This window comes from Streptomyces sp. NPDC056600 (assembly GCF_042792855.1).
Lineage (GTDB): Bacteria > Actinomycetota > Actinomycetes > Streptomycetales > Streptomycetaceae > Streptomyces.
Genome location: NZ_JBHTVQ010000007.1, coordinates 126,464 through 151,587 on the forward strand (window position 1 = coordinate 126,464; position 25,124 = coordinate 151,587).

The 25,124-nt window shown below is 73.5% G+C and carries 27 protein-coding genes and 1 riboswitch; of the genes, 19 read left to right on the plus strand and 8 right to left on the minus strand.

Annotated elements, in window-relative coordinates; translation table 11 throughout:
- Positions 1–21: 21 nt before the first annotated feature.
- Positions 22–819: a VOC family protein gene (locus ACFRAV_RS06190; RefSeq protein ID WP_382552073.1), complete on the plus strand. Its 798-nt coding sequence runs from the start codon at positions 22–24 to the stop codon at positions 817–819.
- A gap of 75 nt (positions 820–894) precedes the next feature.
- Positions 895–1,626: a ribonuclease H gene (locus ACFRAV_RS06195; RefSeq protein ID WP_382552075.1), complete on the plus strand. Its 732-nt coding sequence runs from the start codon at positions 895–897 to the stop codon at positions 1,624–1,626.
- A 27-nt stretch (positions 1,627–1,653) separates the two neighbouring features.
- Here ACFRAV_RS06195 and ACFRAV_RS06200 read toward each other — a convergent pair whose 3' ends face one another.
- Positions 1,654–2,106 (minus strand): SRPBCC family protein, encoded by a 453-nt coding sequence (locus tag ACFRAV_RS06200; protein WP_351115950.1) that lies wholly within the window; start codon positions 2,104–2,106, stop codon positions 1,654–1,656.
- Between the two features lie 179 nt (positions 2,107–2,285).
- Here ACFRAV_RS06200 and ACFRAV_RS06205 point away from each other — a divergent pair, with 179 nt between their 5' ends.
- Positions 2,286–3,269: an aldo/keto reductase gene (locus ACFRAV_RS06205; protein WP_382552077.1), complete on the plus strand. Its 984-nt coding sequence runs from the start codon at positions 2,286–2,288 to the stop codon at positions 3,267–3,269.
- Between the two features lie 105 nt (positions 3,270–3,374).
- Here the strand turns inward: ACFRAV_RS06205 and ACFRAV_RS06210 are convergent, their stop codons facing one another.
- Entirely contained in the window at positions 3,375–3,722 is a 348-nt protein-coding gene (locus ACFRAV_RS06210) for a hypothetical protein (protein ID WP_351115948.1), read from the minus strand.
- A 207-nt stretch (positions 3,723–3,929) separates the two neighbouring features.
- On the opposite strand from ACFRAV_RS06210, the gene ACFRAV_RS06215 reads away from it, so the two are divergent.
- Entirely contained in the window at positions 3,930–4,424 is a 495-nt protein-coding gene (locus ACFRAV_RS06215) for a DUF6328 family protein (protein WP_382552132.1), read from the plus strand.
- 136 nt (positions 4,425–4,560) lie between these two features.
- Here ACFRAV_RS06215 and ACFRAV_RS06220 read toward each other — a convergent pair whose 3' ends face one another.
- Both ACFRAV_RS06220 and ACFRAV_RS06225 read right to left on the minus strand, forming a co-directional pair.
- Positions 4,561–5,004 carry an SsgA family sporulation/cell division regulator gene (locus ACFRAV_RS06220; protein WP_382552079.1) on the minus strand — a complete coding sequence of 148 codons (444 nt, stop codon included), beginning with the start codon at positions 5,002–5,004 and terminating at the stop codon, positions 4,561–4,563.
- Positions 5,005–5,099: 95 nt separating this feature from the next.
- Positions 5,100–6,074 carry an LLM class F420-dependent oxidoreductase gene (locus ACFRAV_RS06225; protein WP_382552080.1) on the minus strand — a complete coding sequence of 325 codons (975 nt, stop codon included), beginning with the start codon at positions 6,072–6,074 and terminating at the stop codon, positions 5,100–5,102.
- 146 nt (positions 6,075–6,220) lie between these two features.
- Between ACFRAV_RS06225 and ACFRAV_RS06230 the strand changes: the two genes are divergently transcribed.
- From ACFRAV_RS06230 to ACFRAV_RS06245, 4 genes are all read left to right on the plus strand, one after another.
- On the plus strand, positions 6,221–6,637 hold the full coding sequence (locus tag ACFRAV_RS06230) for a helix-turn-helix domain-containing protein (RefSeq protein WP_382552133.1): 417 nt from the start codon (positions 6,221–6,223) through the stop codon (positions 6,635–6,637).
- Between the two features lie 10 nt (positions 6,638–6,647).
- A complete protein-coding gene (locus ACFRAV_RS06235) occupies positions 6,648–7,067 on the plus strand; it encodes a VOC family protein (protein ID WP_382552082.1) in 420 nt (139 codons plus the stop codon).
- A 142-nt stretch (positions 7,068–7,209) separates the two neighbouring features.
- Positions 7,210–7,866: a DUF998 domain-containing protein gene (locus ACFRAV_RS06240; RefSeq protein ID WP_382552084.1), complete on the plus strand. Its 657-nt coding sequence runs from the start codon at positions 7,210–7,212 to the stop codon at positions 7,864–7,866.
- A 222-nt stretch (positions 7,867–8,088) separates the two neighbouring features.
- Entirely contained in the window at positions 8,089–8,862 is a 774-nt protein-coding gene (locus tag ACFRAV_RS06245; RefSeq protein ID WP_382552086.1) for a class I SAM-dependent methyltransferase, read from the plus strand.
- A gap of 142 nt (positions 8,863–9,004) precedes the next feature.
- Here ACFRAV_RS06245 and ACFRAV_RS06250 read toward each other — a convergent pair whose 3' ends face one another.
- A complete protein-coding gene (locus ACFRAV_RS06250) occupies positions 9,005–9,757 on the minus strand; it encodes a hypothetical protein (protein ID WP_382552088.1) in 753 nt (250 codons plus the stop codon).
- A 115-nt stretch (positions 9,758–9,872) separates the two neighbouring features.
- On the opposite strand from ACFRAV_RS06250, the gene ACFRAV_RS06255 reads away from it, so the two are divergent.
- Both ACFRAV_RS06255 and ACFRAV_RS06260 read left to right on the plus strand, forming a co-directional pair.
- Positions 9,873–10,580, plus strand: a complete 708-nt coding sequence (locus ACFRAV_RS06255) for a carbon-nitrogen hydrolase family protein (RefSeq protein WP_382552089.1) — start codon at positions 9,873–9,875, stop codon at positions 10,578–10,580.
- A gap of 47 nt (positions 10,581–10,627) precedes the next feature.
- Positions 10,628–10,828, plus strand: coding sequence for a DUF2191 domain-containing protein (locus ACFRAV_RS06260; RefSeq protein ID WP_382552091.1), 201 nt, complete (start codon positions 10,628–10,630; stop codon positions 10,826–10,828).
- A 120-nt stretch (positions 10,829–10,948) separates the two neighbouring features.
- Here ACFRAV_RS06260 and ACFRAV_RS06265 read toward each other — a convergent pair whose 3' ends face one another.
- The gene (locus ACFRAV_RS06265) at positions 10,949–11,611 is read right to left on the minus strand and encodes a response regulator (RefSeq protein ID WP_382552093.1); all 663 of its coding nucleotides are present in this window, start codon (positions 11,609–11,611) and stop codon (positions 10,949–10,951) included.
- Positions 11,612–11,625: 14 nt separating this feature from the next.
- Complete coding sequence (locus ACFRAV_RS06270) at positions 11,626–12,852, minus strand: sensor histidine kinase (protein WP_382552094.1); 1,227 nt, start codon at positions 12,850–12,852, stop codon at positions 11,626–11,628.
- A gap of 107 nt (positions 12,853–12,959) precedes the next feature.
- Between ACFRAV_RS06270 and ACFRAV_RS06275 the strand changes: the two genes are divergently transcribed.
- The gene (locus ACFRAV_RS06275; protein ID WP_382552096.1) at positions 12,960–13,913 is read left to right on the plus strand and encodes an ABC transporter ATP-binding protein; all 954 of its coding nucleotides are present in this window, start codon (positions 12,960–12,962) and stop codon (positions 13,911–13,913) included.
- 2 nt (positions 13,914–13,915) lie between these two features.
- A complete protein-coding gene (locus ACFRAV_RS06280; RefSeq protein ID WP_382552098.1) occupies positions 13,916–14,659 on the plus strand; it encodes an ABC transporter permease in 744 nt (247 codons plus the stop codon).
- 74 nt (positions 14,660–14,733) lie between these two features.
- Here ACFRAV_RS06280 and ACFRAV_RS06285 read toward each other — a convergent pair whose 3' ends face one another.
- Complete coding sequence (locus ACFRAV_RS06285) at positions 14,734–15,051, minus strand: DMT family transporter (RefSeq protein ID WP_382552099.1); 318 nt, start codon at positions 15,049–15,051, stop codon at positions 14,734–14,736.
- A gap of 34 nt (positions 15,052–15,085) precedes the next feature.
- Positions 15,086–15,149: riboswitch (guanidine-III (ykkC-III) riboswitch) on the minus strand.
- Positions 15,150–15,383: 234 nt separating this feature from the next.
- Here ACFRAV_RS06285 and ACFRAV_RS06290 point away from each other — a divergent pair.
- From ACFRAV_RS06290 to ACFRAV_RS06320, 7 genes are all read left to right on the plus strand, one after another.
- Positions 15,384–16,076, plus strand: a complete 693-nt coding sequence (locus ACFRAV_RS06290; protein ID WP_382552101.1) for a class I SAM-dependent methyltransferase — start codon at positions 15,384–15,386, stop codon at positions 16,074–16,076.
- Positions 16,077–16,157: 81 nt separating this feature from the next.
- Positions 16,158–17,531, plus strand: a complete 1,374-nt coding sequence (locus ACFRAV_RS06295; protein ID WP_382552103.1) for an alkaline phosphatase PhoX — start codon at positions 16,158–16,160, stop codon at positions 17,529–17,531.
- A gap of 462 nt (positions 17,532–17,993) precedes the next feature.
- Complete coding sequence (locus tag ACFRAV_RS06300) at positions 17,994–18,941, plus strand: universal stress protein (protein WP_382552105.1); 948 nt, start codon at positions 17,994–17,996, stop codon at positions 18,939–18,941.
- 174 nt (positions 18,942–19,115) lie between these two features.
- Positions 19,116–20,789, plus strand: coding sequence for an FAD-binding dehydrogenase (locus tag ACFRAV_RS06305; protein WP_382552106.1), 1,674 nt, complete (start codon positions 19,116–19,118; stop codon positions 20,787–20,789).
- Positions 20,790–20,858: 69 nt separating this feature from the next.
- Positions 20,859–21,311, plus strand: coding sequence for a DUF6098 family protein (locus tag ACFRAV_RS06310; RefSeq protein ID WP_382552108.1), 453 nt, complete (start codon positions 20,859–20,861; stop codon positions 21,309–21,311).
- 132 nt (positions 21,312–21,443) lie between these two features.
- Positions 21,444–22,820 (plus strand): NAD(P)/FAD-dependent oxidoreductase, encoded by a 1,377-nt coding sequence (locus tag ACFRAV_RS06315; RefSeq protein ID WP_382552110.1) that lies wholly within the window; start codon positions 21,444–21,446, stop codon positions 22,818–22,820.
- Positions 22,817–25,102, plus strand: coding sequence for an FUSC family protein (locus tag ACFRAV_RS06320; protein ID WP_382552111.1), 2,286 nt, complete (start codon positions 22,817–22,819; stop codon positions 25,100–25,102). Before ACFRAV_RS06315 ends, ACFRAV_RS06320 begins: the two co-directional genes overlap by 4 nt.
- Positions 25,103–25,124: the final 22 nt, after the last annotated feature.

Consider the following 25,124-nt stretch of genomic DNA (forward strand, 5'->3'; position numbering starts at 1 on the left):
ACCACGAACGGAGGCCGCACCATGGCCGCACAACCCGAAGGCACCCCGATCTGGGCGGACGCGATGTTCGCCGACGTCGAAGGGGCCAAGAAGTTCTACGGAGAGGTCCTCGGCTGGACCTTCGGCGAGTCCAGCACCGAGTTCGGCAACTACACCGAGGCCTACGCGGACGGCAAGGCCGTCGCCGCGGTGGTCCCGCCGATGCCGGGCGCCGAGGAACAGGCGTCCTGGTGTCTCTACTTCGCCACCCCGGACGCCGCGGCCACCGCCGCGCGGATCCGGGAGAGCGGGGGAGAGGTGGTCATGGAGCCGATGCAGGTCGCCGACTTCGGCACCATGTGCATCGCCCGCGACCCGAGCGGCGTGGTCTTCGGCCTCTGGCAGCCGGCGAAGCACACCGGCTTCGACACCGTCGGCACGCCCGGCGCCTTCTGCTGGGCCGAGGTCTACACCCGCGACGCCGCCAAGGCCGACGCCTTCTTCCCGAAGGTCTTCTCCTACACCCAGAAGCAGATGCCCGACGACAAGATCGACTTCCGGGTGTACGAGCTGAACGGCGCCCCGCTGGTCGGCCGGATGAAGATGACGGAGGACTTCCCACCGGAGGTCGGGCCGTTCATGAACGTCTACTTCGCCGTCCCCGACTGCGACGAGGCCGTCGCCAGGGCCGAGAAGCTGGGCGGCCGGTGCCGGTACGGGCCGGTGACCAGCCCGTTCGGCCGGTTCGCCAGCCTCACCGACCCCCATGGCGCGGCCTTCTCGGTCCTCGACCCGGACACCACGGAGGGCGAGATGCCGCCGATGGACGAGGTCGGCTGACCGCGCACCGACCCGACCCGGAAGGCTGCCGAGCGGCCCCGCTCCCCTCGGGCGGGGCCGCTCGACGTGCGTGGGATGATCGTGTCCATGCGTGCTGAACGACTGGTCGCCGCCTGCGACGGCGCCTGCAAGGGAAACCCCGGTCCCGCCGCCTGGGCGTGGGTCCTCGCCGAGAACGGCGACACCCCCGACAAGCCCACCCGCTGGGAGGCCGGCCCCCTCGGCACCGCAACCAACAACGTCGCCGAGCTGACGGCCCTGGAGCGGCTGCTCGCGGCCACCGACCCCGCGGTGCCGCTGGAGGTCCGGATGGACTCCCAGTACGCGATGAAGGCCGTCACCACCTGGCTGCCCGGCTGGAAGCGCAACGGGTGGAAGACCGCCGCGGGCAAGCCCGTCGCCAACCGGGAACTGGTGGTCCGCATCGACGAACTGCTGGCCGGGCGCACCGTCGAGTTCCGGTACGTGGCGGCCCATCAGGTGGACGGCGACCCGCTGAACGACTTCGCCGACCGTGCCGCCAGTCAGGCCGCGATCGCGCAGCAGGGCGCGGGCAGCGCCCTGAACTCCCCGGAACCCCCGCCGTCCCCGACGCCCGCGGGCAGGAAGACGCCCGCAAAGACGCCCGCCCGCACGCGCGGTGCGCGTGCGGGCGGGCGGGCCGCCTCCACCGGGGGGTCGGCGAGGACCCTGAAGGCCAAGTTCCCCGGCAGGTGCGGAGTCTGCGGTCGCGGCTACCCGGCCGGCGAGGAGATCGCCAAGGTCGGCCAGAGCTGGGGCCATCCGGAGTGCCGCGCGGCCGGCTGAGGCGATGTCACCGGCGTGGCTCCGTCGTCACAGGACGGTGCCGCGCCACTCACCGGTCTCGGTGCCGCGCTCCTCGATGAACGTCTTGAAGCGCGCCAGGTCGGCCTTGGCGTTGCGCTCGACGAAGCCCAGCTTGTCGCCGATCTTCTCGGCGGCGCCCTCGGGCTGCAGCCGCATGCGCAGGTTCACCCTCGTCGCGCCGGGGGCGACGGGCTGGAAGGTGACCCGGCCCTCCTGCTTGGTGTCCCCGTCGACGGTGGTCCAGCTGACGCACTCGTCCGGGATCTGCTCGGTGATCTCGGCGTCGAACTCCCGCTTGACGCCGTCCACCTTGGTCACCCAGTGCGTGAGCGTGTCGGTGCGCTGCTCGATCCGCTCGACCCCGCTCATGAACTCGGGGAAGGTCTCGAACTGCGTCCACTGGTTGTACGCGGTGTGCACAGGAACTCGGACCTCGATGGATTCCTCGATCACGGACACGTGATGTCCTCCTTCGTGTAGCTTGCGTGACTTGCGTCTTGCCGCCCGCTCCGGAGGCAAACAAGGATCGCGCGAGAAAGCGGAAGGTCGCTTTCCGCGGCCTGGTCCGCGGCCGGGTTCGTGCCCGCGACCCGTGCCCGGCGGGCCGCCGCGCCACGGGGCGTGACAGACTTGCCGGTATGGAACAGCGAGTAATCGGCAGGTCCGGGCAGAACCTCTCGGTCATCGGACTCGGCACCTGGCAGCTGGGTGCCGACTGGGGCGACGTCGACGAGAAGGACGCGCTGGCCGTCCTCGAGGCGGCCGCGGAGTCCGGCATCACCTTCTTCGACACCGCGGACGTCTACGGCGACGGACGCAGCGAGCAGACCATCGCCGCGTTCCTGCGCGGCCGGCCGGACCTGGACGTCACGGTGGCCACCAAGATGGGCCGCCGGGTCGACCAGATCCCGGAGAACTACGTCCTGAAGAACTTCCGGGAGTGGAACGACCGCTCCCGCCGCAACCTCGGCGTGGAGCGGCTGGACCTGGTCCAGCTGCACTGCCCGCCCACGGCCGTCTACTCCACCGACGAGGTGTTCGACGCGCTGGACACCCTGGTGGAGGAGGGCCGCACGGCCGCCTACGGCGTCAGCGTCGAGACCTGCGCCGAGGCGCTGGAGGCCATCGCCCGGCCGCACGTGGCCAGTGTGCAGATCATCCTCAACCCGTTCCGCATGAAGCCGCTGCTCGAGGTGCTGCCCGCGGCCGCCGAGGCCGGCGTCGGCGTCATCGCCCGCGTCCCGCTGGCGTCCGGGCTGCTCTCCGGCAAGTACACCAAGGACACCGTCTTCGCGGAGAACGACCACCGGACCTTCAACCGGCACGGCGAGGCCTTCGACCAGGGCGAGACCTTCTCCGGCGTCGACTACGCCACGGGCGTCGAGGCCGCGGCGGAGTTCTCCGGCCTGGTCCCGGCCGGTTTCACCCCCGCCCAGGCCGCACTGCGCTGGATCATGCAGCAGCCCGGCGTCACCACCGTGATCCCCGGCGCCCGCACCCCGGAGCAGGCCCGCACCAACGCCGAGGCGGCCTCCCTGCCTCCGCTCTCCGAGGAGACGCTGGCGGCGATCCGCGAACTCTACGAGCGCAGGATCAAGGAGCAGGTCGAGAACCGCTGGTAGCCGGGCGGAGGTACGACGGAGGGCGGGACCGGTCACCGTGACCGGTCCCGCCCTCCGTCGTACGCCTGTGGCGTCGTGCTGCCCGCGGTGCCGCGCCGCCCGCGGTCACGCCTCGATGAGCAGCTCCCGCTCCTGCTCCTGGTCCCCGGACACGGTCCCCTGGTCGCGGACCGTGAACGCCGCGGACAGCGTCTCGCCCGCCTTGTGGACCGCCTCGGGCGTGCCCTGCAGGGTCACGGTCACCGGATCGGCGACCCCCGTGCGTCCCGAGGTGTCCGGCGGGGTGGGAGCGGAGCCTTCGCCGCTCCCGAAGAGCGCGGTGTGCACCGTGGCGTGCTCGTCCTTCGGCTGCGAGTCCGGAGGCCCGAAGACGGGCTCCAGCGTGCGCAGAACCGCCTGGGCGTCGGAGCAGTGCCCTCCGGTGAGGGTGATGGTGAGCTGTGTGCCGGTCATGGTCAACGGACTCCCTCGGCCCAGATCGCCTGCCTGATTGCAGCCTGACGGGTATCCGCGCCGCCGAGGCCCGAAACCGGCCGACCCGCCTACCGGCCGGTCACGCCTGCTTGGCCTGGGGAATCACGGGCAGAAGGGGCACTCGTACGAAGTACCCGTCGAACAGGAGCAAGGGTGAGCGGTAACCGACCCGAGGACGAGGACGGCATGAGCGGCGGCATAGGCCGGCAGCTCAACAAGGGCCGCAACGAGACGGAGGAGGAGGCGGCCGACCGGAAGTGGGGCGAGCTGATCCAGGAGGTCAGGGTCGCCCAGACCGGCGTGCAGATCCTCTTCGGCTTCCTGCTCACCGTCGTCTTCCAGCCGGGCTACGAGGAACTCGGGAGCACCGACCGGCGCATCTATCTCGTCACCGTGGTCCTCGGCGCGCTGACGACCGGCGCGCTCATCGCACCCGTCGCCCTGCACCGCATAGTCTCCGGTCGCCGGGTGAAACCGCAGGCCGTGCAGTGGGCGGCCCGGGTGACCTTCACCGGCCTGGTCCTGCTGCTCGGGACCATGACCTCCGCGCTGCTGCTCGTGCTCCGCGTCGCAACCCACGACGGCTTCGTGCCCTACCTGGTCGCGGGGGTGCTCTCCTGGTACATCCTGTGCTGGTTCGTGCTCCCGCTGTGGACCCGCTACCGCTACACCTCCAAGTAACGCCCCCGGGCGGCACGCCGAAGGCCCGGTCCCCATCCGCGGGACCGGGCCTTCCGTCCGTCCTGTTCCTTCTCCGTCCGCCCTGTCCGGCGTGACCGCCGGCCGGGGGCTCTCGCACCGCGCCCCGGGCGTGGTCTCATCCGTTGGCCAGGAGCTCCGAGAGGAAGCTGTCCACCTCGACCTGCTCGTCGCCGGGGGCGACCACACGGTACGTCTCCTCCAGGAACCGCTCCACGGCCGGCGCCCAGGCGTGCACCACGGCGTGGTGCCGCTCGCCGTCCCCCCTGTGCTCCCCGTAGAAGTCCATCCGCAGCTCGTGCCAGCCGCGCGCGTAACGCGGGGAGAAGCGCACGTCGCCCTCGCCGACCGGACGGCGCAGGCCCTCGGCGAGCATCTCCCGGGCCAGTCGCCAGCGGGCCAGCACCCGGCCGTCATGGCTGAAGGTGGCGGTGACCGCGAACGGGTCCTCCATGTCGTAGCTGAGGTGGGCGAGCACCGCGAAGCGGTTGGCGTCGTCGCCGCTCCCGCCGGACTGGAGCTGCATCACAACGGCCCTGTGCACGAACGCGCTCGACTTCATCGAGACCTCCGGGGGAGTGGACGGGAGATGTACCGTGCCCACCCTGTTACCCCCACTCACGGCAGCCATGACCACGACTTCCGCGGGCGGGGCGATCAGCCGAAGGCGTTGCGCAACTCCGGCAGCAGCGTCCGCTCGGACCACTCCAGGAACGGGTACTGCGTCTCGTCCCCGCCGATCTGCACCAGGGCGAGTTCGGTGAAGCCGGCCTCGACGTAGGGACGCACCGCCTCGACGTACGCCTCCGGGTCGTCGCCGCAGGGGATCGAGGAGGCGACGTCGTCCGGCCGCACGAACTGCGTGGCCGCGGCGAACGAGTCGGGATGCGGCAGCTCCGCGTTGACCTTCCAGCCCAGCCCGAACCAGCGGAACATCTCGTGCGCCCGGGCGACCGCGGCCTCGCGGTCCGGGTCGAAGCAGACCGGCAGCTGCCCGACCCGCGGCTTGCCCTCGCCGCCGTGCTGGTCGAACAGGTCCAGCAGGTCCTTCTTCGGCTCCGTCGCGATCACCAGGTCGGCGTAGTGGCCGGCCAGGGCGCAGGACTGCTCCCCGGACACGGCGATCCCGATCGGCGGAGGCTGGTCGGGCAGGTCCCACAGCTTGGCGGAGTCCACCTGGTAGTGCTCCCCGTGATAGGTCACGTGCCCGCCGTCGAAGAGCGCGCGGATGATCTCCACCGCCTCCTCGAACTGCTCGTGCCGCACGTCCACCGGGGGCCAGCCCTCGCCGACGACGTGCTCGTTGAGGTTCTCGCCCGACCCCAGGCCCAGCCGGAACCGACCCTGGGACAGCAGTTGGAGGGTCGCCGCCTTCTGAGCCACCACCGCCGGGTGGTACCGGTAGGTCGGGCAGGTCACGTACGTCATCAGCGGGATCCGCGAGGTCGCCTGTGCCGCCGCGCCCAGCACCGCCCACGCGTACGGGGAGTGCCCCTGCTCGCGCAGCCACGGGAAGTAGTGGTCGGAGGTCACCGAGAAGTCGTAGCCCACCTCCTCGGCCCGCACCACGTGCCCCACCAGCTCCCGGGGCCCTGCCTGCTCGGTCATCATCGTGTAGCCGAATCGCACCATGCCCGCCGCGTTCCCGACATAAGGGGCGGAAAACCGCCGAGCGGGCCGCTCGGCGGACGTCACCGCCGACCCCGGCCTTGCCGGAACAGGGCGAGCGGCCTCGAACGCCGGTCGGCCGCCCGCCGTTGTGGCAGGCTGGACGGGTGATGCTCGAGGATCTGGTCCGGCTGCGCCGGGCGCGGGACACCATGGACCGCGACTACGCGGAACCGCTCGACGTGCCGGCGCTCGCCGCCGTCGCCCTGATGTCGCCCGGCCACTTCTCCCGCAGCTTCCGCGCCGCGTTCGGGGAGACCCCCTACAGCTACCTCATGACGCGCCGCGTCGAGCGGGCCAAGGCCTTGCTGCGCCGGGGGGACATGTCGGTCACCGATGTCTGCTTCGCCGTCGGCTGCACCTCTCTGGGATCCTTCAGCTCGCGCTTCACCGAGCTGGTCGGCGAGACGCCCAGCGCCTACCGGGCCAGGGACCACTCGGCGGGCGCGGCCGTGCCGCCCTGCGTCGCCAAGCTGTACACGCGACCGATCAGGAACGGAGAAGCGAAGTCCGCCCCCCGCGCCTAGCGTGGAGCGCATGGACATCAGACTCTCGCAGTGCTTCATCGCCGTCGACGACCACGACAAGGCGCTCCCCTTCTACCGCGACGCCCTCGGGCTCGAGGTGCGCAACGACGTCGGCTTCGAGAGCATGCGCTGGGTGACCCTCGGCTCCCCGGCGCAGCCCGACGTCTCCGTGGTGCTGGAGCCGCCGCTCGCCGACCCGAACGCCTCGCCCGCCGACCAGCAGGCGATGGCCGACCTCCTCGCCAAGGGGCTGCTGCGGGCCGTCATCTTCGCCACCGACGACGTCGACGGCACCTTCGAACGCATCCGCTCCGCCGGTGTAGGCGAGGTGCTGCAGGAGCCCACCGACCAGCACTACGGCGTGCGGGACTGCGCCTTCCGCGACCCCGCCGGCAACATGATCCGCTTCCAGCAGGCCCGGAAGGGCTGACCCCTCCCGCGCGGAGGCTGCCGGTGCCGCGGCGCGGCGGTCCGGACGGGTGAGCCGCCCGCCCGCACGGGGGCCGTCCCGGGTGCCCAGGCCCCCGCCGGCTGGTCGACTGGTCCCACCGACGTCGTGCGAGGAGGCGCAGGTGGGCGACCGGCTCGGACAGGCCGCGTGGGTAGTGGGGGTGACGCAGTTCTTCGTGATCCACGCGATCGTGGAGTCCGCGTGGCCGCGCCCCTACAGTTGGGCGGCACACAACATCAGCGACCTGGGGAACGTCACCTGCGGCCCGCAGGGGCGGGAGCCGCGCTACGTGTGCTCGCCGGAGCACGACCTGATGAACGGCTCCTTCATCGCCCTCAGCGTGCTGTTCCTGGCCGGGGTGGTGCTGGCCGGCGGCCTCTGGCGGCGTGGCCCGGCCGGCCTGGTGGCCCGCACCGCGCTGGCCACCACCGCCTGCGGCTTCGCCCTGGCCGGCCTCGCTCCCGCGGACGTCGACGAGCCCGTGCACGTGCTCGGCGCGGTGCTGGCGCTCGCCGTCGGCAACGTCGCCCTGTTCCTGGCCGGTGTCGGGCTCGCCGACCGGGTCCCGAGGCTGTGGCGCCGGGCCGCGGTGGTCGCGGCGGCCACCGGGGCGACCGGCTGCGTGCTGCTCGCGCTCCAGCGGGACCTGGGCCTCGGAACGGGCGGCATGGAGCGCGTCGCGGCCTATCCGATCCTTCTGTGGGCCTTCGCCCTCGGCCTGGCCGGACTGCTGGGCCGTCTCGACAGGGTGACCTGGCCGACGACACGGCCCGGGTGAGGGGGCCTCCTTCAGGGGCGCGCCGGAAAAAGTCGGACCGGCGGCCTCGGCGGCTCGCGGAACGGCGCCGTCACGGCCGCCGGGGGCACCGCTCGCGGTGCGGCGCGGCACTCGTGGGAACACCTGACCGCGCCGCGCGCGCGGGCCCGCACGGCCCCTCCCGCCGGTACGCCCGACGGCTCCGACCTGGGTCAACTCCCCTTCCCTGCCTAGAATTCAGCGATGGAACGCACCCCGCGGAGCATGCGCAGTGTTCGCACCACCGACGACGTACTGAGGCTGATGGACGCCCTGTTCGCCCCCGGCGCGGACCGCTGGACGGACGACGGCGCCCACTGGTGGGACCGGTTCTACGCGGACCGCTCCCGCGGCGTGCCGTTCTTCGTCGCCGATCCCGACGAGAGCCTGGCGTCCTGGCTGGACCGCGGCCTGGTCGCCCCGGGCGCCGGCGGTCGCGCCCTGGACCTCGGGTGCGGGCCGGGCCGCAACACGCTGCGGCTCGCCCGGCACGGGTTCGCCGTCGACGCGGTGGACCTCTCCCCGAAGGCGCTCGCCTGGGCCCGGGAGCGCACCGAACAGGCGGGCGTCGAGGCGCGGTTCCACCGGGCCGACGCCTTCACCCTCACCGAGGGCGACCTGGACGGGCCCTACGACCTGATCTACGACTCGGGCTGCTTCCACCACCTGCCCCCGCACCGCCGGGTCAGCTACCTCGCCTTTCTGGACCGGTTCCTGGCCCCCGGCGGCGCCTTCGGCATCGGCTGCTTCGCCGTGGGCGAGGAGAACTCCGGGACGGAGCTGCCCGACCTCGCGCTCTACCGGGACGCCGGCCTGCACGGGGGAGTGGCGTACGGCGACGACGACCTGAGGTGGATCTTCTCCGACCTCACCGAGGTGGAACTCCGCCGGATGCGCCGGCCCGATCCCGGGTCGGGAACGTTCGGCGAACCCTTCCTCTGGGCCGGCCTCTTCCGCCGGCCCGGGCCGCCCGCCTGAACCGCACACCCGGGTACCGCTCCTGCCCCGGCCGTCACCACCGGAGGTGTCGGAATGGCCCGGCACGATGCGACCCATAGATTTCGCACATGCTCTCGACGGACTGGATGACCCTAGGACCACCCCGGGAACGGGCAGGTCGTCAGCGCGGCGCCTCGTCGTCGGGGCGGCCGCCGATCCAGTCCTGCATCGTGCGCAGCCGGCCCGACCAGCGCCGGTCGTGCCGCTCGGCCCGCCGCTCGGCGCGGGCCGAGGTGCGGGGTCGACGGCGGTAGAAGCGGCGGGCCCAGGGGGAGCCGGGGCGGGCGAGGCGGACCGCGCCCACCAGCGAGACGAACGGGACCACCAGGCCGAAGACGGCCACCCGGGCCTTGCCCTTGGACAGGGCCAGCAGCGCGAGCAGGAAGTGCACGACGACCGTGACGGCCACGGTGCCCCGGCCCTCCCGGTCGCCCTCGTCGAGGCCGTCCACCCCGAACGGCAGGAACCCCGCGAGCAGCAGCCCGGCCAGCGCGGCGGTGATCGCCACCACCTCGACGCTCTTGCGGCCCGCCTCCGACCAGTACACGTCCGCCAGGTGGAGGATCAGCGCGAACTCGTCCAGCACCAGGCCGGCGCCCACCCCGAAGACCACCGCGGCCGCCCAGGCACCGAACCCGTGGTCGCCGCTCGCGACCGCGGCGAAGCCGCCCGCCACGGTGAGCACCACCCCCGGCACCACGTGGTGGACGTGCACGCCGCCGCCGGTCTCGACGTTGCGGAACGGTCCCCGGCCGGCCCGGATCATCCGGGTCACCAGCCGGGTGACCGCGAAGGTGACGACGAAGGCCGTGAGGGCGAGCAGCAGGGGAAGCTTGCCGGGCTCGACGATGTTCCGGTACAGCCAGTGACCCATGACGGGACTCTATGTCGACATGTCCGTTCCTTCCCGGTTCCGCGGGCGCGTCGGCCTACCGGCCGGGCCCTATGATGATCGCGCCGACGAACGGCGACGACCAGGAGGAACACCCATGACCGGCGGACCGCTGACCATCGCCGTCGCGCAGCCGCGCACCGTGGCCCACGACGTGGCGGGCAACGCCCTCGCCCACGCCGAGGCGGTGCGGGCGGCGGACGCGAGGGTCGTGGTGTTCCCCGAACTCTCCCTGACCGGTTACGAACTGGACGCCGCCCCGGTCGGGCCGGACGACGAGCGGCTGGCCCCGATCGTCGCCGCGTGCGCCGAGACCGGCACGCTCGCCCTGGTCGGCGCGCCGGTCCCCGGGCCGCACATCGGGGTCCTCGCCGTGGACGGCGACGGCGCCCGCGTGGTGTACGGCAAGACGCATCTGTACGGCGCCGAGGCCGACCACTTCGAGCCCGGCGAGCCGACGGTGCTCGAGGTCGACGGCGTCCGGCTGGGGCTCGCGGTCTGCCGGGACACCGGCCTGCCCGAGCACGCGGCGGCCACCGCCGCCCTCGGCATGGACGGCTACGTGGCCGGCGTGGTGCACTCCGAGGCCGAGGCCGAGGTGCACGGCGAGCGGGCCCGCCGGGCCGCCGCCGACCACGGCGTCTGGGTCGCCACCGCGGCCTTCGCGGGGCCCACCGGCGGCGGCTTCGACCGCACCTCCGGACGCTCGGGCGTCTGGGCCGCCGACGGGTCCCTCCTCGCCGAGGCGAGCGACCTGCCCGGCGACATCGCCAGGGCGGTCGTCCCGGCGCGGCGAGACGGCTAGAGTCCGGACGGAGCCCGCCGCCCGGCGGGCGGACAGGGGGGAGTGCCGTGGCCAAGGTCGCCGTCAGCCTGGACGCCGAACTCGTCGTGGAGGTGATGGTCCTCTCCGGGGCCGGCTCCCCGCAGGACGCCGTCGAACTGGTGGTCCGCGACTACATCGCCCGCGGCCACCGCACCGAGGCGCGCACCGAGCTGAAGGACGAGCGGCTGCGGGAGATCGACGCCAAGCCGCAGGACTCCCAGGGCTGAGACCCAGGGCCAAGACCCAGGGCCAAGACCCAGGGCCAAGACCCAGGGCTGACCGCCAGGGCTGACGCCGGGCCGAGGCTTGAGTCCGGGCCCCCGCACAGGGCGGTCGCCCTCGCCGCCTCAGCCCGGGGACACGAACCCCGACTCGTACGCGGCGATGACCGCCTGCGTGCGGTCCCGCACCCCCAGCTTCGCGAGCACCCCGCTGACGTGGGACTTCACCGTCTCGGTGCCCACCACCAGCCGGCCGGCGATCTCCGCGTTGGACAGGCCGCGGGACATCAGCCGCAGCACCTCCGCCTCCCGCTCGGTCAGCTCCGCGCGCTCCAGCCGGGCCCGCGCCTCGGCGTTGCCGCGCGTAGCCCCGTACTCGGCCGCCAACTGCCGTACCGCCGCCGGGAAGAGCAGGGAGTCGCCCTCGGCCACCAGCCGCACCGCGCCGACGATCTCGGCGGGACGGGCCCGCTTGAGCAGGAAGCCGTCCGCGCCCGCCCGCAGCGCGCCGTACACGTACTCGTCGTTCTCGAAGGTGGTGACCACCAGGATCTTCGGCGGCTCGTCGACCGACCGCAGCACCGCGCGGGTCGCCTCGATGCCGTCCATCAGCGGCATCCGTACGTCCATCATCACCACGTCCGGGCGCAGGCTCCGCACCAGCGGGATCACCGCGGCGCCGTCCGCCGCCTCGCCGACCACCTCGATGCCCGGCCCGGCCTCCAGCACGGCCCGCAGGCCCATCCGCACGAGCGGTTCGTCGTCGACCAGGAGCACGGTGAGCGGCATCGGCACAGCGTAGATCACCCGGCCGGCAGGTCGACCCGCAGCACCCACAGCCCCTCCTCGGGCCCGGCGGACGCCTCGCCGCCCAGCAGCGCGGCCCGCTCCCGAATACCGCGGAGGCCGGTGCCGCCGCCGCGCAGCCCGGCCGCTGCTCCCGCCTCGGGCAGCGGGTTGCGGACCTCTATCCGCAGCCGGGCCCCCTCCACCGCGAGCCGCACGCCCACCGGCAGCGACCCCGCGTGGCGCACCGCGTTGGTCAGGGCCTCCTGCAGCATCCGGTACCCCTCGCGGGAGACCGGCCCCGCCACCGTGTCCAGCGGTCCCGCCACCTCGGCGTCCACCCGGGCGCCCGAGGAGCGGGCCGACTCCAGCAGCCGGTCCGCCTCTCCCAGGCCGGGCCGGGAGCCGGCCGGGCGCTCCGGGTCGCGCAGCACCAGCAGCACCCGCTCCAGGTCCTCCAGCGCCGCCCGGCCGGTCTCCTCGATGGCGCCCAGCGCCTGCTCGGTGAAACGGGCGTCGCCCGCGGCCCGTGCCGCCCCCGCCTGCACCACCGCCAGGGTGAGCGCGTGCCCGATGGAGTCGTGCAGCTCCCGGGCGATGCGGTTGCGCTCCAGCAACTGCTCGGTCCGCTCCTCCAGCCGGGCCAGCCGTTCCTTGGCGGACGGCCCCAGCAGCGCCCTGGCCGCCCACGCCATCAGCGCGCCCGCCGCCGTGACGAAGGCCAGCAGCACGGCCAGGTCCAGCACGGCCAGCAGTCCGTACCACCAGGCGGTGCCCGGCATCCGGAACGCGGAGGAGACCCCCGGGTCGCCGAAGGCCGCCCCGACCAGCGACAGGCACAGGCCGGCCAGCAGGTTGGACACCATCGCGACGGCGCACCCCACCTCCAGCCGCAGCGCCAGCCAGACCACGGTGCGCATCCGGTCGTTCCACGAGGCCGACGGCGCGGCGGAGACGCCGTGGTCGTCGCCCGCCCTGCCCGACCCGTCCCTGGCGTGCGGACCGGGGAAGAGCATCAGCCGCGCCTGCAGCCCCTCGGCGGTACGCACCGCCGGGACCAGGACGCCGAGCAGCACCAGCAGCGGCGCCGGCTGCAGGTAGATCAGCAGCCAGTCGGCCGGGGTGGGGTCCACCAGCCCGGGGAAGACCAGGGCCAGCACGAGCGGCAGGATCACCGTGACCACCATGTGCAGCCACCGGGTGTAGGTGACGGCGCGGGTCAGCGGCCGAAGGAGACGAGGCACCCGGTCATGCTGTCAGAGGGACCGCCGCCGGGCCCTCCCCCGCATGGGGGAGACGAACCCCTCCGGCCGGGGATGGCCCCACAGCCTCCCGGCGACAGGCTGGGGACATGACCACGATCGAGCTGACCGCCCTGACCAAGGAGTACGGCGCCCGCCGAGCGGTGACCAGAGCGGTGGACGACCTCACCTGCACCGTCGAACCCGGCCGGGTGACCGGCTTCCTCGGCCCCAACGGCGCGGGCAAGTCCACCACCATGCGTCTGGTCCTCGGCCTGGACCGCCCGACCTCCGGCACCGCCACCGTCGGCGGCCGGGACTACACCACCCTCGCCACCCCGCTGCGCACCGTCGGAGCCCTGCTGGACGCCCACTCCGCCCACCCCTCGCGCACCGCCCGCGACCACCTGCGCCACCTCGCCGCGAGCAACCGCATCCCGGCGCGCCGTGTCGACGAGGTCCTGGAGGAGGCCGGGCTCGCCCCGGTCGCCGGGCGCCGGGTCAGGACCTTCTCGCTCGGCATGCGCCAGCGCCTGGGCATCGCCGCCGCCCTGCTCGGCGACCCGCCGGTGCTGATGCTGGACGAGCCGACCAACGGCCTCGACCCGGAGGGCTTCGTGTGGATGCGGCAGCTGCTGCGCCGGCTCGCCGACGAGGGCCGCACGGTGCTGATGTCCAGCCACCTGATGAACGAGACCTCCGCCGTCGCCGACCACCTGGTGGTGCTGGGCCGGGGGCGGCTGCTCGCCGACGTCGGCACGCACGCGTTCATCGACCGCAACTCCGCCGTGCGGGTGCAGGTCCGCACCAGCGACCCGGTGCGCCTGCGGGCGAGCATGGCCGCCCGGGGCCACACGATGCGCGAGGCGGAGAACGGCCGGTGGACCGTCGAGGGCGCCACGGCCGAGGAGGTCGGGGCGGTGAGCGCGAAGGAGGGCATACCCGTCCTCGAACTCACCGATCTGCGCGTGTCGTTGGAGGACGCCTACCTGGCCCTCACCTCCGCCTCGGCCCAGTTCGCCGCCATGTCCCCGCGCACCACGACCAGCCCTCAGGAGGCCTGACCATGTCCGTCGCGACCGTCGCACCCGTGCTCCGCTCCGAATGGATAAAGATCCGTTCGGTGCGGGCCAGTTGGGGCTCCCTGCTGGCGATCCTCCTGGTCACGACGGCCCTCACCGTCCTGACGTACTCCACCATCGGCGAGGCGGAGGCGGCCGACGGGGGACAGCAGGCGAAGGAGGCCTTCTACACGCTGAACTTCGCGCAGGTCGCCGCGCTGGCCTACGGGGCCACCGCGGTGTCGTCGGAGTACCGGGAGGGCGCCCTGCGGGTGTCGCTGGCGGCCGTGCCGCGCCGCGGACTCCTGTACGGGGCGAAGACCGGGGTGATAGCGGTCACCTCCCTGCTGGTGTGCGTCCCGACGACCTTCGTGACCTTCCTCGTCGGCCAGTCCTTCCTCGGCGACCACGCCATCGGCCTCCACCACCCGGGAGTGCTGCGGGCCTGCGTCGGAGGGGCGCTCTACCTGGTGCTGATGACGCTGTTCGCCGCCGGTCTCACCTTCCTGCTGCGCAGCGCGGTCGGCGCGCTGAGCATCCTGGTCCCGTTCGTCCTGGTCGGTTCCTTCGTGCTCGGGGACGCGGCCGGCGGGATCGGCGCCTACCTGCCCGACCGGGCCGGCAGTCACTTCTTCCGGGAGACCCCGCCCGGACCGCTCGGCCCCTGGGAGGGCCTGGGCGTGACCGCCCTGTGGGCGGCCGCGGCACTGGCCGCGGGCTGGTGGGCGGTGCGCCGCCGGGACGCCTGAGCGCCCGCGTGGCGGCGCGCCGCCGGGTGCCGGCGGTGCGCCGTACCCGGTCGGGCGGCAGCGGCCGCCGGGCGTCAGTGCAGGAACTTGAGTCCCACCACCCCGCCCACGATCAGGGCGAGGCAGATCAGCCGGGCAGCGGTGGCGGGCTCGTGCAGGAAGAGCATCCCGTAGAGCGCGGTGCCGACGGCGCCGATGCCGACCCACACCGCGTAACCGGTGCCGATCGGTATCGAGCGCATGGCGAAGGCCAGCCCGCCCATGCTGAGCAGCAGGGCTACGGCGAAGATCAGGGAGGGGATGAGGCGGGAGAACCCGCGCGAGGCGTTCAGGGCGACGGCCCAGACGGTTTCGAGCAGTCCGGACACGATGAGCACGAGCCAGGCGGTCACGACAGTGGAACCCTTCGGACGAGGCGACAGAGGTCGTACGCCGTCTTGTCCTCACCGGGTACGGCGTCCTCGTCCGGGGCCGCGCGGGGCGACCGTGGCCGAGGCTAACACGCCTGGCGCGACCGGAGCCGCGGCCGCTGCCGGAAGGTGACGGACGACGCCAGGACTCGGTGCCCGCGGGGCGGCGCGCGTCCACGGCGCCCGCGCCCGCAGCGCCCGGACGCCCGTGCGGCGCAGGTCACGAGGGGTGTGCGCGGGCGTCCGCCGGCCGATCGCACGCAGAGTCGGATTTCGGTCACGGGACGGGGCTCCGGACACTACGATGGCCCGCCATGACCGAGACGAAGTGGGCGCCGGACAGCTCTGCCGCGCGCCTGCAGGACACCCGCGCGTCCTACGACACCGTCGCCGAGGACTACGCCGAACTGCTCTGCGACGAGCTGTCGCACAAGCCCTTCGACCGGGCGATGCTCGCCGCCTTCGCCGACCGGGTGCTGGCCCGGGGCGGCGGGCCGGTCGCCGAGCTCGGCTGCGGCCCCGGGCGCGTCACCGCCCACCTCCACCGGCTCGGCCTCGACGTCTTCGGCGTCGACCTCTCCCCGGAGATGATCCGCGTCGCCCGCCGGGACCACCCGGTGCTGCGCTTCGAGGTGGGCGACATGACGGCGCTCGACCTGGAGGACGCCTCGGTGGCGGGCGTCTGCGCCTGGTACTCCACCGTGCACACCCCGCCCGAGGAGCTCCCGCGTCTGTTCACGGAGTTCCACCGCGTCCTGGCCCCCGGCGGCACGATGCTCCTCGCGTTCAAGGCCGGCGCACTGCGCCGCAACCTCACGCACGCCTACGGTCACGACCTCTCTCTCGAGGTCCACTGGGCCCGGCCCGAACTGGTCGAGCGGGTGCTGGCGCAGGCGGGACTGACCGTGGAGGCACAGCTGGTCCGTGAGCCGGACGGACAGGAACGCGGCCCCCAGGGTTACGTCCTGGCCCACCGCCTGCCGGAGGAGGCCCGACCGCGCCGGTGAGGCAGGCGTGGTTCCCGAGCGCCCGAGTGACGTGGTACACACGGCTGATCACAGTCCTGTCCGCCAACAGGAAGGTCGCTCATGTCCGCCACACGACGTCAGATGCTCGCCCGCTCCGGTGCACTTGGAGCGGGCATCGTGGTTTCGGGGGCCGTAGCGGAGCTGTTCTCCGCGTCGGCTGCCTCCGCCCTGCCGCTCACCGAGAACGGGTACGGCCCGCTGGTGCCCGACCCCGACGGCCTGCTCGACCTGCCGAAAGGTTTCCGCTACCGGGTGCTCTCCCGGGAGGGCGACGCCCTGCGCTCCGGGGAGGGCCCGGTGCCCTCCCACTGTGACGGCATGACGGCGCTGCCCGGCAGGAAGGGCCGCGTCCACCTCGTCCGCAACCACGAGAACCGCGTCACCGCCGCGCTCGGCGTCCCCACCGTCGACGGCCTGACCTACGACCCGGCGGCCAAGGGCGGCTGCACCCTGCTCACTCTGGACGGCCCCGGCGGCGCCGTCGTGGACGAGCGGGTCGCGATCGCCGGCACCGCCGTCAACTGCAGCGGCGGGCCCACGCCCTGGGGGACCTGGCTGACCTGCGAGGAGACCGAGGACAAGGCGGGGGTCGCGGGCTACGCCAAGGACCACGGCTTCATCTTCGAGGTCGACCCCGCAGACCCGCGGCGCAGCGGGGCGGTGCCGCTCACCGCGATGGGCAGGTTCCAGCACGAGGCGGTCGCCGTCGACCCCGTCCACGGCATCGTCTACGAGACCGAGGACGCCTTCATCGCCCCGTTCGGCCTGTTCTACCGCTTCCTGCCGCGCCGGCCCGAGGGCCGCCTGGGGTCGCTGCGCGCCGGCGGCCGCCTCCAGGCCATGCGCGTGCCGGACCTGCCCGACCTGTCCGTGGTCGACGAACCGGGGGCGAGCTTCGGCGGCGTGGAGTGGGTGGACGTCCCCGACCCGCTGGCCGCGCAGACACCGACCCGCCTTCAGGACTACGGCTCTGGCGGCGTCACCCGCGGACAGAAGCTGGAGGGCTGTTACTGGGGCGGGCGCTCGGTCTACTTCGTCTCCTCCTACGCACGCACCGGCGAGGGATCGGGCGCGGACCACCACGGTCAGGTGTGGCGCTACGACCCGGGCGCCCGCCGCCTCACCTTGGTGATCGTCTTCGGTCCCGGGTCGGACGTCCAGTTGCCGGGCGATTCCCCCGACAACATCTGTCTGGCGCCCGGCGGGTCCCTGATGGTCTGCGAGGACGGCAGCGGGGCCCAGCACGTCTTCGGCGTGACGCGGCGCGGCCAGGTGTACACCATGGCGCGCAACGCCCAGAACATCGGCACCGAGGAGACCCCCGAGTGGGGCGAGTTCGCCGGCGTCGCCTTCTCGCCCGACGGCGGGACCATGTACGTCAACTGCTACGACCCGGGCACCACCTTCGCGGTCACCGGCCCCTGGCGCAGGTAGCGTCGATGCGGCCGGGGGCGGCTGAGCGGAACCGCCCCCGGCCCCTGCGTCGTTGCCCTGAACAGGGCCCTCCCGGCCCCCGACCCGACCTGGGCCGGGGCCGGGACGTGCAGACCGACGGACCGACGGGAGTGACGGGACCGACGGGAGCGGCGGACGGGTGACGGACATGACGGACGGACCGGCCTGGGCGCCCCCGTCCTGCACCCTGCCCGCACCGGAGCGACCCCTGAGGGTCGCTGAGGGGGACGACCTCGTCGGCCGGCTGCGGCCCGCGGTCAGGCGGCCCTCCGGTACGGCTGGAGATCACGGTGGGCGCCGCCCGCGGGGGCGTCCTGCGGGCGCTCGCCGCACGGGTGGCGGGGGGCGCGCCGTGATCTTGGGGTAGGCGTGGTCCAGACTGGTGCCCAGCCAGTGCGCAGACACGACCGCGGCCGAGAGCCGTGAGCAGGGAGGCAGCTGATGACCCGTCCGATCGCCGCGGGAGTGGACGGAACCCCGGAGAGCTTGGCAGCGCTGGAGTGGGCCGCCGTCGAGGCGGGCCGGCGCGGGACCGAGCTTCGGGTGGCCCACGTGTGGGAGCCGCGCCGGGTGAGCGGCGCCGAGGAGCGCAGCGGCAGCAGCGACGAGCAGGAGAGGTGGGTGCGGCAGGGCGTCGAGGACTCGGTCCGCGGCCTGGCCGAACGCCACCCGGGTCTCACGGTGAGCACCCACATCGGCCGGGGCGAGGCCCCCGAGGGGCTGCTGGAGGCATCCGAGGGCGCCGGGATGCTGGTCCTCGGCTCCCGGGGACGGGGCCTGTTCCTCGGCTTCCTGCTCGGCTCCGTCGGCCGGCAGGTGATCGCCGAGGCCGGTCTGCCGGTCGTCCTGGTCCGCGCGGACGTCAAGGACAACGGGGCCAACGGGGCCAACGGGGACGACAGCGGCGCCAGGGGCGACAAGAACGCCGAGGCCGGCGCCGGGGCTGCCGGCGAGATCGTCGTCGGACAGCACGGCGAGCCGGAGGACAGCGCCGGGACGCTGCGCTTCGCCTTCGAGACGGCCGCCGCCTGCGGTGCGCCGGTGCGCGCCGTGCGGGCCTGGGCACTGCCCCCGGTCTTCGCCTACAGCCCCGGCTCGCTGCGGCTGCTGGACGAGGCGGGCGGCCCCGTGCCGTTCGAGCGCAAGGCGCTGAGCACCGCCCTGGCCCCCTGGCGTGAGCGCTTCCCGGACGTGCCGGTGACCGAGCACGTCGAGATGGGCAGCGCCGGCGAGGTGCTGCTGTCGGCGTCGGCGGGCGCCCGTCTGACGGTCGTCGGCCGACGCGCGCACCGCTCCGCGGTCGGCAGCCGGCTCGGCTCGGTGGCCGACGCGGTGATCCACCACGCCCCCTGCCCGGTGGCCGTCGTCCCGCCCGGGCCCGCCGCCTGAAGAAGGTCGCACAGGTTCCCCGCGCCGCAGGTCACGGGTTAGATTGCCGAGCGCCCACCGCACACGCCGTGGGCACCGCGGACGCGCGCACGCGGCGAGGTGCAGCGCCGGTGCGGTGCCGAAGAGGCGCCACCGCAGAGGCAGAAACAGCAACGCAGTGAAGGGGACACCGTCATGGACGCGGACGTCATAGTCGTCGGAGCCGGCCTGGCGGGTCTGGTGGCCGCCCACGAGATCACCCGTCAGGGACGCAAGGTCGTGCTGGTGGACCAGGAGAACCCCGCCAACCTCGGCGGCCAGGCCTACTGGTCCTTCGGCGGGCTGTTCCTCGTCGACTCCCCGGAGCAGCGGCGGATGCGCGTCAAGGACTCCTTCGAGCTGGCGTGGAGCGACTGGCAGGGCAGCGCCGCCTTCGACCGCACCGACGACGAGGACTCCTGGGCCCTGCGCTGGGCCCGCGCCTACGTCGAGTGGGCCGCGGGGGAGAAGCGCTCCTGGCTGGACGGGCACGGCATCAGCTTCCTGCCCACCGTCGGCTGGGCCGAGCGCGGCGACCTGCGCGCGGGCGGGCACGGCAACTCGGTGCCGCGCTTCCACGTCGCCTGGGGCACCGGCACCGGCGTGGTCGCGCCCTTCGTGAAGTACGCCCAGCATGCCTACCAGGACGGACTGCTCACCTTCCGTCACCGGCACCGGGTCGACGAACTGGTCGTCGAGCAGGGCGCGGTGCGCGGTGTGCGCGGCACCCTGCTGGCCGACGACGACGCCCCGCGCGGCGTCGCCTCCAGCCGCGAGGCCGTCGGGGAGTTCGAACTGCGGGCGCAGGCCGTGGTGGTGACCTCCGGCGGCATCGGCGCCGACCACGACATCGTCCGCCGGTACTGGCCCGAGCGGCTGGGCGCCGCACCCGCCGAGATGGTCACCGGCGTCCCCGCGTACGTGGACGGCCGGATGCTGGGGATCACCGAGTCGGCGGGGGCGCGGCTGGTCAACCGCGACCGGATGTGGCACTACACCGAGGGCGTGCGCAACTGGGACCCCGTCTGGGCGGGCCACGGCATCCGCATCCTGCCCGGCCCGTCGTCGATCTGGCTCGACGCCCTCGGGCGGCGCCTGCCCGCCCCGTACCTGCCGGGCTACGACACCCTCGGCACCCTGCGCCACCTGCGGACCACCGCGGACCTTGCCGAGCACGACCACTCCTGGTTCGTCCTCACCCAGAAGATCATCGAGAAGGAGTTCGCGCTCTCCGGCTCCGAGCAGAACCCCGACATCACCGCCAAGGACCGCAAGGCCTTCCTCAGGGAGCGCATCCTCGGCAAGGGCGCCCCCGCACCCGTCGAGGCGTTCAAGCAGCACGGCGCCGACTTCGTGGTCGCCGACACGATCGAGGAACTGATCGTGAAGATGAACGCCCTCACCGACAAACCGCTGCTCGACGCGGCCGAGGTGCGCCGGCAGATCGAGGAGCGCGACCGGCAGCTGGCCAACCCGTACAGCAAGGACGCCCAGGTCCAGGGCATCCACAACGCCCGCCGCTACCTCGGCGACCGGCTAGGCCGGGTGGCCACGCCGCACCGCGTCCTGGACCCGGAGGCCGGACCGCTCATCGGCGTCAAGCTGCACATCCTCACCCGCAAGACCCTCGGCGGCATCCAGACGGACCTGGACTCCCGCGCCCTGGGCCCCGACGGCGCCCCGGTCGAGGGCCTCTACGCGGCCGGCGAGGTGGCCGGTTTCGGCGGAGGCGGCGTCCACGGCTACAACGCGCTGGAGGGGACCTTCCTCGGCGGCTGCCTCTTCTCCGGCCGGGCCGCAGGCCGCGCGGCCGCACGCGAGGTGGCCTGACCTGCCCGAAGGGGTGGATTCCACGGGCGGTCGCCGGGTACCCCGGAGCTCTACGGGAGGTGATCACGCGTGGAGAGCGCCGACCAGGCGGGCCTGCCCGTGCTGCGGTCCCTCGAGGAGTTGGCGTCGCTGCTCGAGCGGCACGACGGGCTGTACCTCCGCTGGTCGAAGGGGCCGGACGTCGACATCGCCGCCACGTCCAGCAGGGACGAACTGACGGGCATCGCCATGCCCGGACTGTCCGCCAACCCGCTGGACGTGGAGAAGTGGTGGGACGACCGCCCGCTCGTCCTGTGGGCGGCGCGACGGGTGTACGACTACGAGCACCTGCCCCGGGAGAAGGGGCCGCAGGTACGGCCCTGGGTGCTCAAGGGCACCGAGACCGGCCGGGGCCCGGACAACGAGCCGCTGGTCGTCGACGTGTCACCGCTGTGCTGGCTGGGCGACGAGGTGATCGAGGCCGCGCGCACCGAGGTGGCCCGCCACCGGGAGGAATGGGGCTCCCTCAGACGCGGCCGCTGAGCCGCCGGGCCCCGAAGGCAGGTCCCGAGTGGCGAAACACCTCGGATCAGGGTGGGATCAAAGGAACCTTCGGGGGCATTCGGACCCTGTTGATCGCACAGACCGAACAGCCGACCCAGGAGCCGCAGAAAGGTGGCCGTCGTGACACGACCCAGGATCCTGGTGGTGGGCGCGGGCTTCGCGGGAGTGGAGTGCGTCCGCCGCCTCGAGAGGAAGCTCGGCCCCGACGAGGCCGACGTGACCCTGGTGGCGCCGTTCTCCTACCAGCTCTACCTGCCCCTGCTGCCGCAGGTGGCCTCCGGCGTGCTGACCCCCCAGTCCGTCGCGTCCTCGCTGCGCCGCAGCAGCCGCTACCGCACCCGGATCATCCCGGGCGGCGCCATCGGAGTGGACAGCAAGGCGAAGATCTGCGTCATCCGCACCGTCACCGACGAGCTGATCGACGAGCCCTACGACATCCTGGTGCTCACGCCCGGCAGCGTCACCCGCACCTTCGACATCCCCGGCCTGACCGAGCACGCCCGGGGCATGAAGACGCTCGCCGAGGCGGCCTACGTCCGCGACCACGTCATCCAGCAGCTGGACCTCGCCGACGCCAGCCAGGACCCCGCGGAGCGGGCCGCCCGGCTGCAGTTCGTCGTCGTCGGCGGCGGATACGCCGGCACCGAGACGGCGGCCTGCCTGCAGCGGCTCACCCACAACGCGGTCAAGCGCTACCCGCGCCTGGACCCCGGTCTGATCAAGTGGCACCTGATCGACATCGCGCCGCGGCTGATGCCCGAGCTCGGTGAGAGGCTCGGCGAGACCGCGCTCGGCATCCTGCGCCGGCGCGGCATCGAGGTCTCCCTCGGCGTGTCCGTCGCCAAGGTGTCGGACACCGAGGTCACCTTCACCGACGGACGCGTGGTGCCCAGCCACACCCTCATCTGGACCGCCGGCGTCGCCGCCAGCCCGCTGATGTCCACGCTCGGCTGCGAGACCTCCCGCGGCCGGATGGTGGTCGACGCCGAGATGAAGGCGCCCGGCTGCCCGGACGTCTTCGCCCTGGGGGACGCCGCCGCCGTGCCCGACCTCGCCAAGGGGGAGGAGGGCGCCGTCTGCCCGCCCACCGCGCAGCACGCCATGCGGCAGGGCAAGGTCGCCGCCGACAACGTCATCGCGCGGATCCGCAACCAGCCCCTGCGGCCCTACGTCCACAAGGACCTGGGCCTGGTCGTCGACCTCGGCGGCAAGGACGCCGTCTCCCGGCCGCTGGGCGTGGAGCTGAAGGGCCTGCCCGCCCTCGCGGTGGCCCGCGGCTACCACTGGATGGCGCTGCGCACGGGAGTCGCCAAGGCCCGCGTGGCCACCAACTGGGCGCTGAACGCGGTGGCCGGCGACGACTTCGTCCGCACCGGCTTCCAGTCGCGCAAGCCGGCCACCCTGAAGGACTTCGAGTACACCGACGCCTATCTGTCGCCCGAGCAGCTCCGCGAGCGCGTCGAGCGGCACCAGCTGCGCGAGGCGTGAGGAGGGCGGCCCGGGCGCGAGCGGGCCGGTCCGCCTTCCGCGACCGGGTCGCCGCGTCCGACCCCGGCTTGCTGCGCCTGACGGCCGGACTGCGCACCGTGGGCTCGCTCGCCCTCACGCTCGGCGTGGTGGGCGTGTTCGGCGCGAGCGTCGAACAGCTGGTGGCGGGCGCGATGGCCGCCATGGTGGCCACCTTCGCGGTCCGCGAGAAGGACCGGCGCGGACAGGCCCTGTCCCTCGCGGCGGGCCTGCCCGCGGCCTGGCTGGCGCTGACGCTCGGCACCCTCCTCAGCGGCACCTTCGTCGGCACCGTCGTCTTCGTCGTGCTGATCTTCGGCGCGGTCTACTGCCGCCGCTTCGGCGACCGGGGCTTCGCCCTCGGCATGATCGGCTTCCAGTCGTACTTCCTCTCCCAGTTCCTCGGCGTCGGCACGGCCGGACTGCCCGGTCTGTACTGGCCCGTGGGAGCCGGCTTCGCCTGCAGCGCGCTGATCCGCTTCGGCGTCGTCCAGGCCGGCCCCGAACAGGTCCTGGGAAGGCTGCGCGCGGCCTTCCGGGCCCGCTTCGCCCAGCTGGTGAGCGCCCAGATCGAGCTGCTGGACGCCGGACCCGACCAGGTCGACAAGGCCCTCGACCAGCTCCGCGGCCGCACCGCCCGCCTCCACGAGACGGCCATGATGATCCAGGGCCGGCTCACCGAGGGCACCCCCGACGACCGGGCCGCCTCCCTGGTGCAGCGCCGCATCGCCGACGCCGAGATCGCCGCCGAACGGCTCGGCCTGCTGATCCTCACCGCGCGGATGACCGAACGCGCCGGCGCCCCCGCCCGTGCCGACACCCTCACCCTCCACCTGCCCGGCGCCGCGCTGCCCGAGAGCGGCCTCCAGCCCGTGCGGGACCGGGCCGCCGAGGCCCTCCACCGGGACCTGCGCGCCCTGCGCACCCTGGTGCTGCGCTCGGCCGACGAGCACCGCGGCACCGGCCTCGCCCAGCTGCGCAACCGGCTGCTCGGCTACCGCGACGACGACAAACTGCCCGACCGGGCGTCCGCCGCGGTCCGCGACGTCTTCCGCGGCATCGGCGAGGCCGCCCGCGCCGTGCTGGGCCTGCGGATCGCCCTGGGCGGGAGCGCCGACGACAGCGACGACAGCCCCGAGACCGCCCGCAGCCGGGAGGAGATCGAGGCCGAGGACGCCGCCATCGCCGTCGCCGAGACCGACGAGGACGAGCGGGACGAGGAGCGCACCGGCCTGGACCGGCCCACCACCCGCACCGCCGTCCAGGTCACCGTCGGCTCCGTCCTCGCGATCGCCGGCGGCGAGCTGCTGTCCCAGGAACGCTGGTACTGGGCGGTGCTCGCCTGCTGGATCGTCTTCGTCAACACCAGTTCCACCGGCGAGATCCTGGTCAAGGCATACCGCCGCCTGCTGGGCACGATGCTCGGCGTGGTGGCCGGCATCGTGCTGGCCGGGCTGGTCGGCCAGCGGGTGCCGCTGGCCTTCGCGCTCGTCCTGGTGCTGGTCTTCCTCACGCACTACCTGGCGCGGCTCTCGTACACGCTGATGTCGTTCTTCGTCACGGCGATGCTCGGGCTGCTCTACACGCTGCTGAACACCTACAGCCTGGACGTCCTGGTGCTGCGTCTGGGGGAGACGGCGCTCGGAGCCGCCTGCGGACTGGCCGCCGCGGTCCTGGTCCTGCCGGTGCGCACCGCGCACCGTACCGACGAGCTCCTGGTGACGGTGCTGGAGCGGCTCGCGGACGTCACCGGGTCCGCCGTCCGACAGCTCAGCGGCGGCCCCTCGGCGGACCTGCTGGACCAGGCCAGGGAGCTGGACGAGGCGCTGGGCGACCTGCGCTCCTCCACCCAGCCGCTGACCCACCCGATCACCCCGCTGCGCAACCGGCGCGACACCGCCCGCTACGTCGTCGCCCAGCTGGAGACCTGCGCCTACCACGCGCGGTCCCTCGCCGCGACGGCCGAACTGCTGCCCAGCCAGACCGCGATCGCCGCCGACCCCCGGCTGGCCGGGGCGGGGGAGCGGATCCTGCGCAACATCGACACCGTCGCGGCGCACGTCGAGGGGCGCAAGGACGCCGGGGAGCTGGAGACCGGCGCCAGCATCGCCTCGCTGCTCGAGCCCGGCTCGGGCGCCCGGGCCCGGTACGGCCAGGTCACCTACCGCGTGCTGGGCCACCTGGGGCGGCTGGACGACGCCGTCACCGGCCTCGCACGACCGCTGGAGGTCCCGCTGCGGCCACGGGGCCGACAGGCGGCCTGACCTTCACGATGATCCGGGCCAT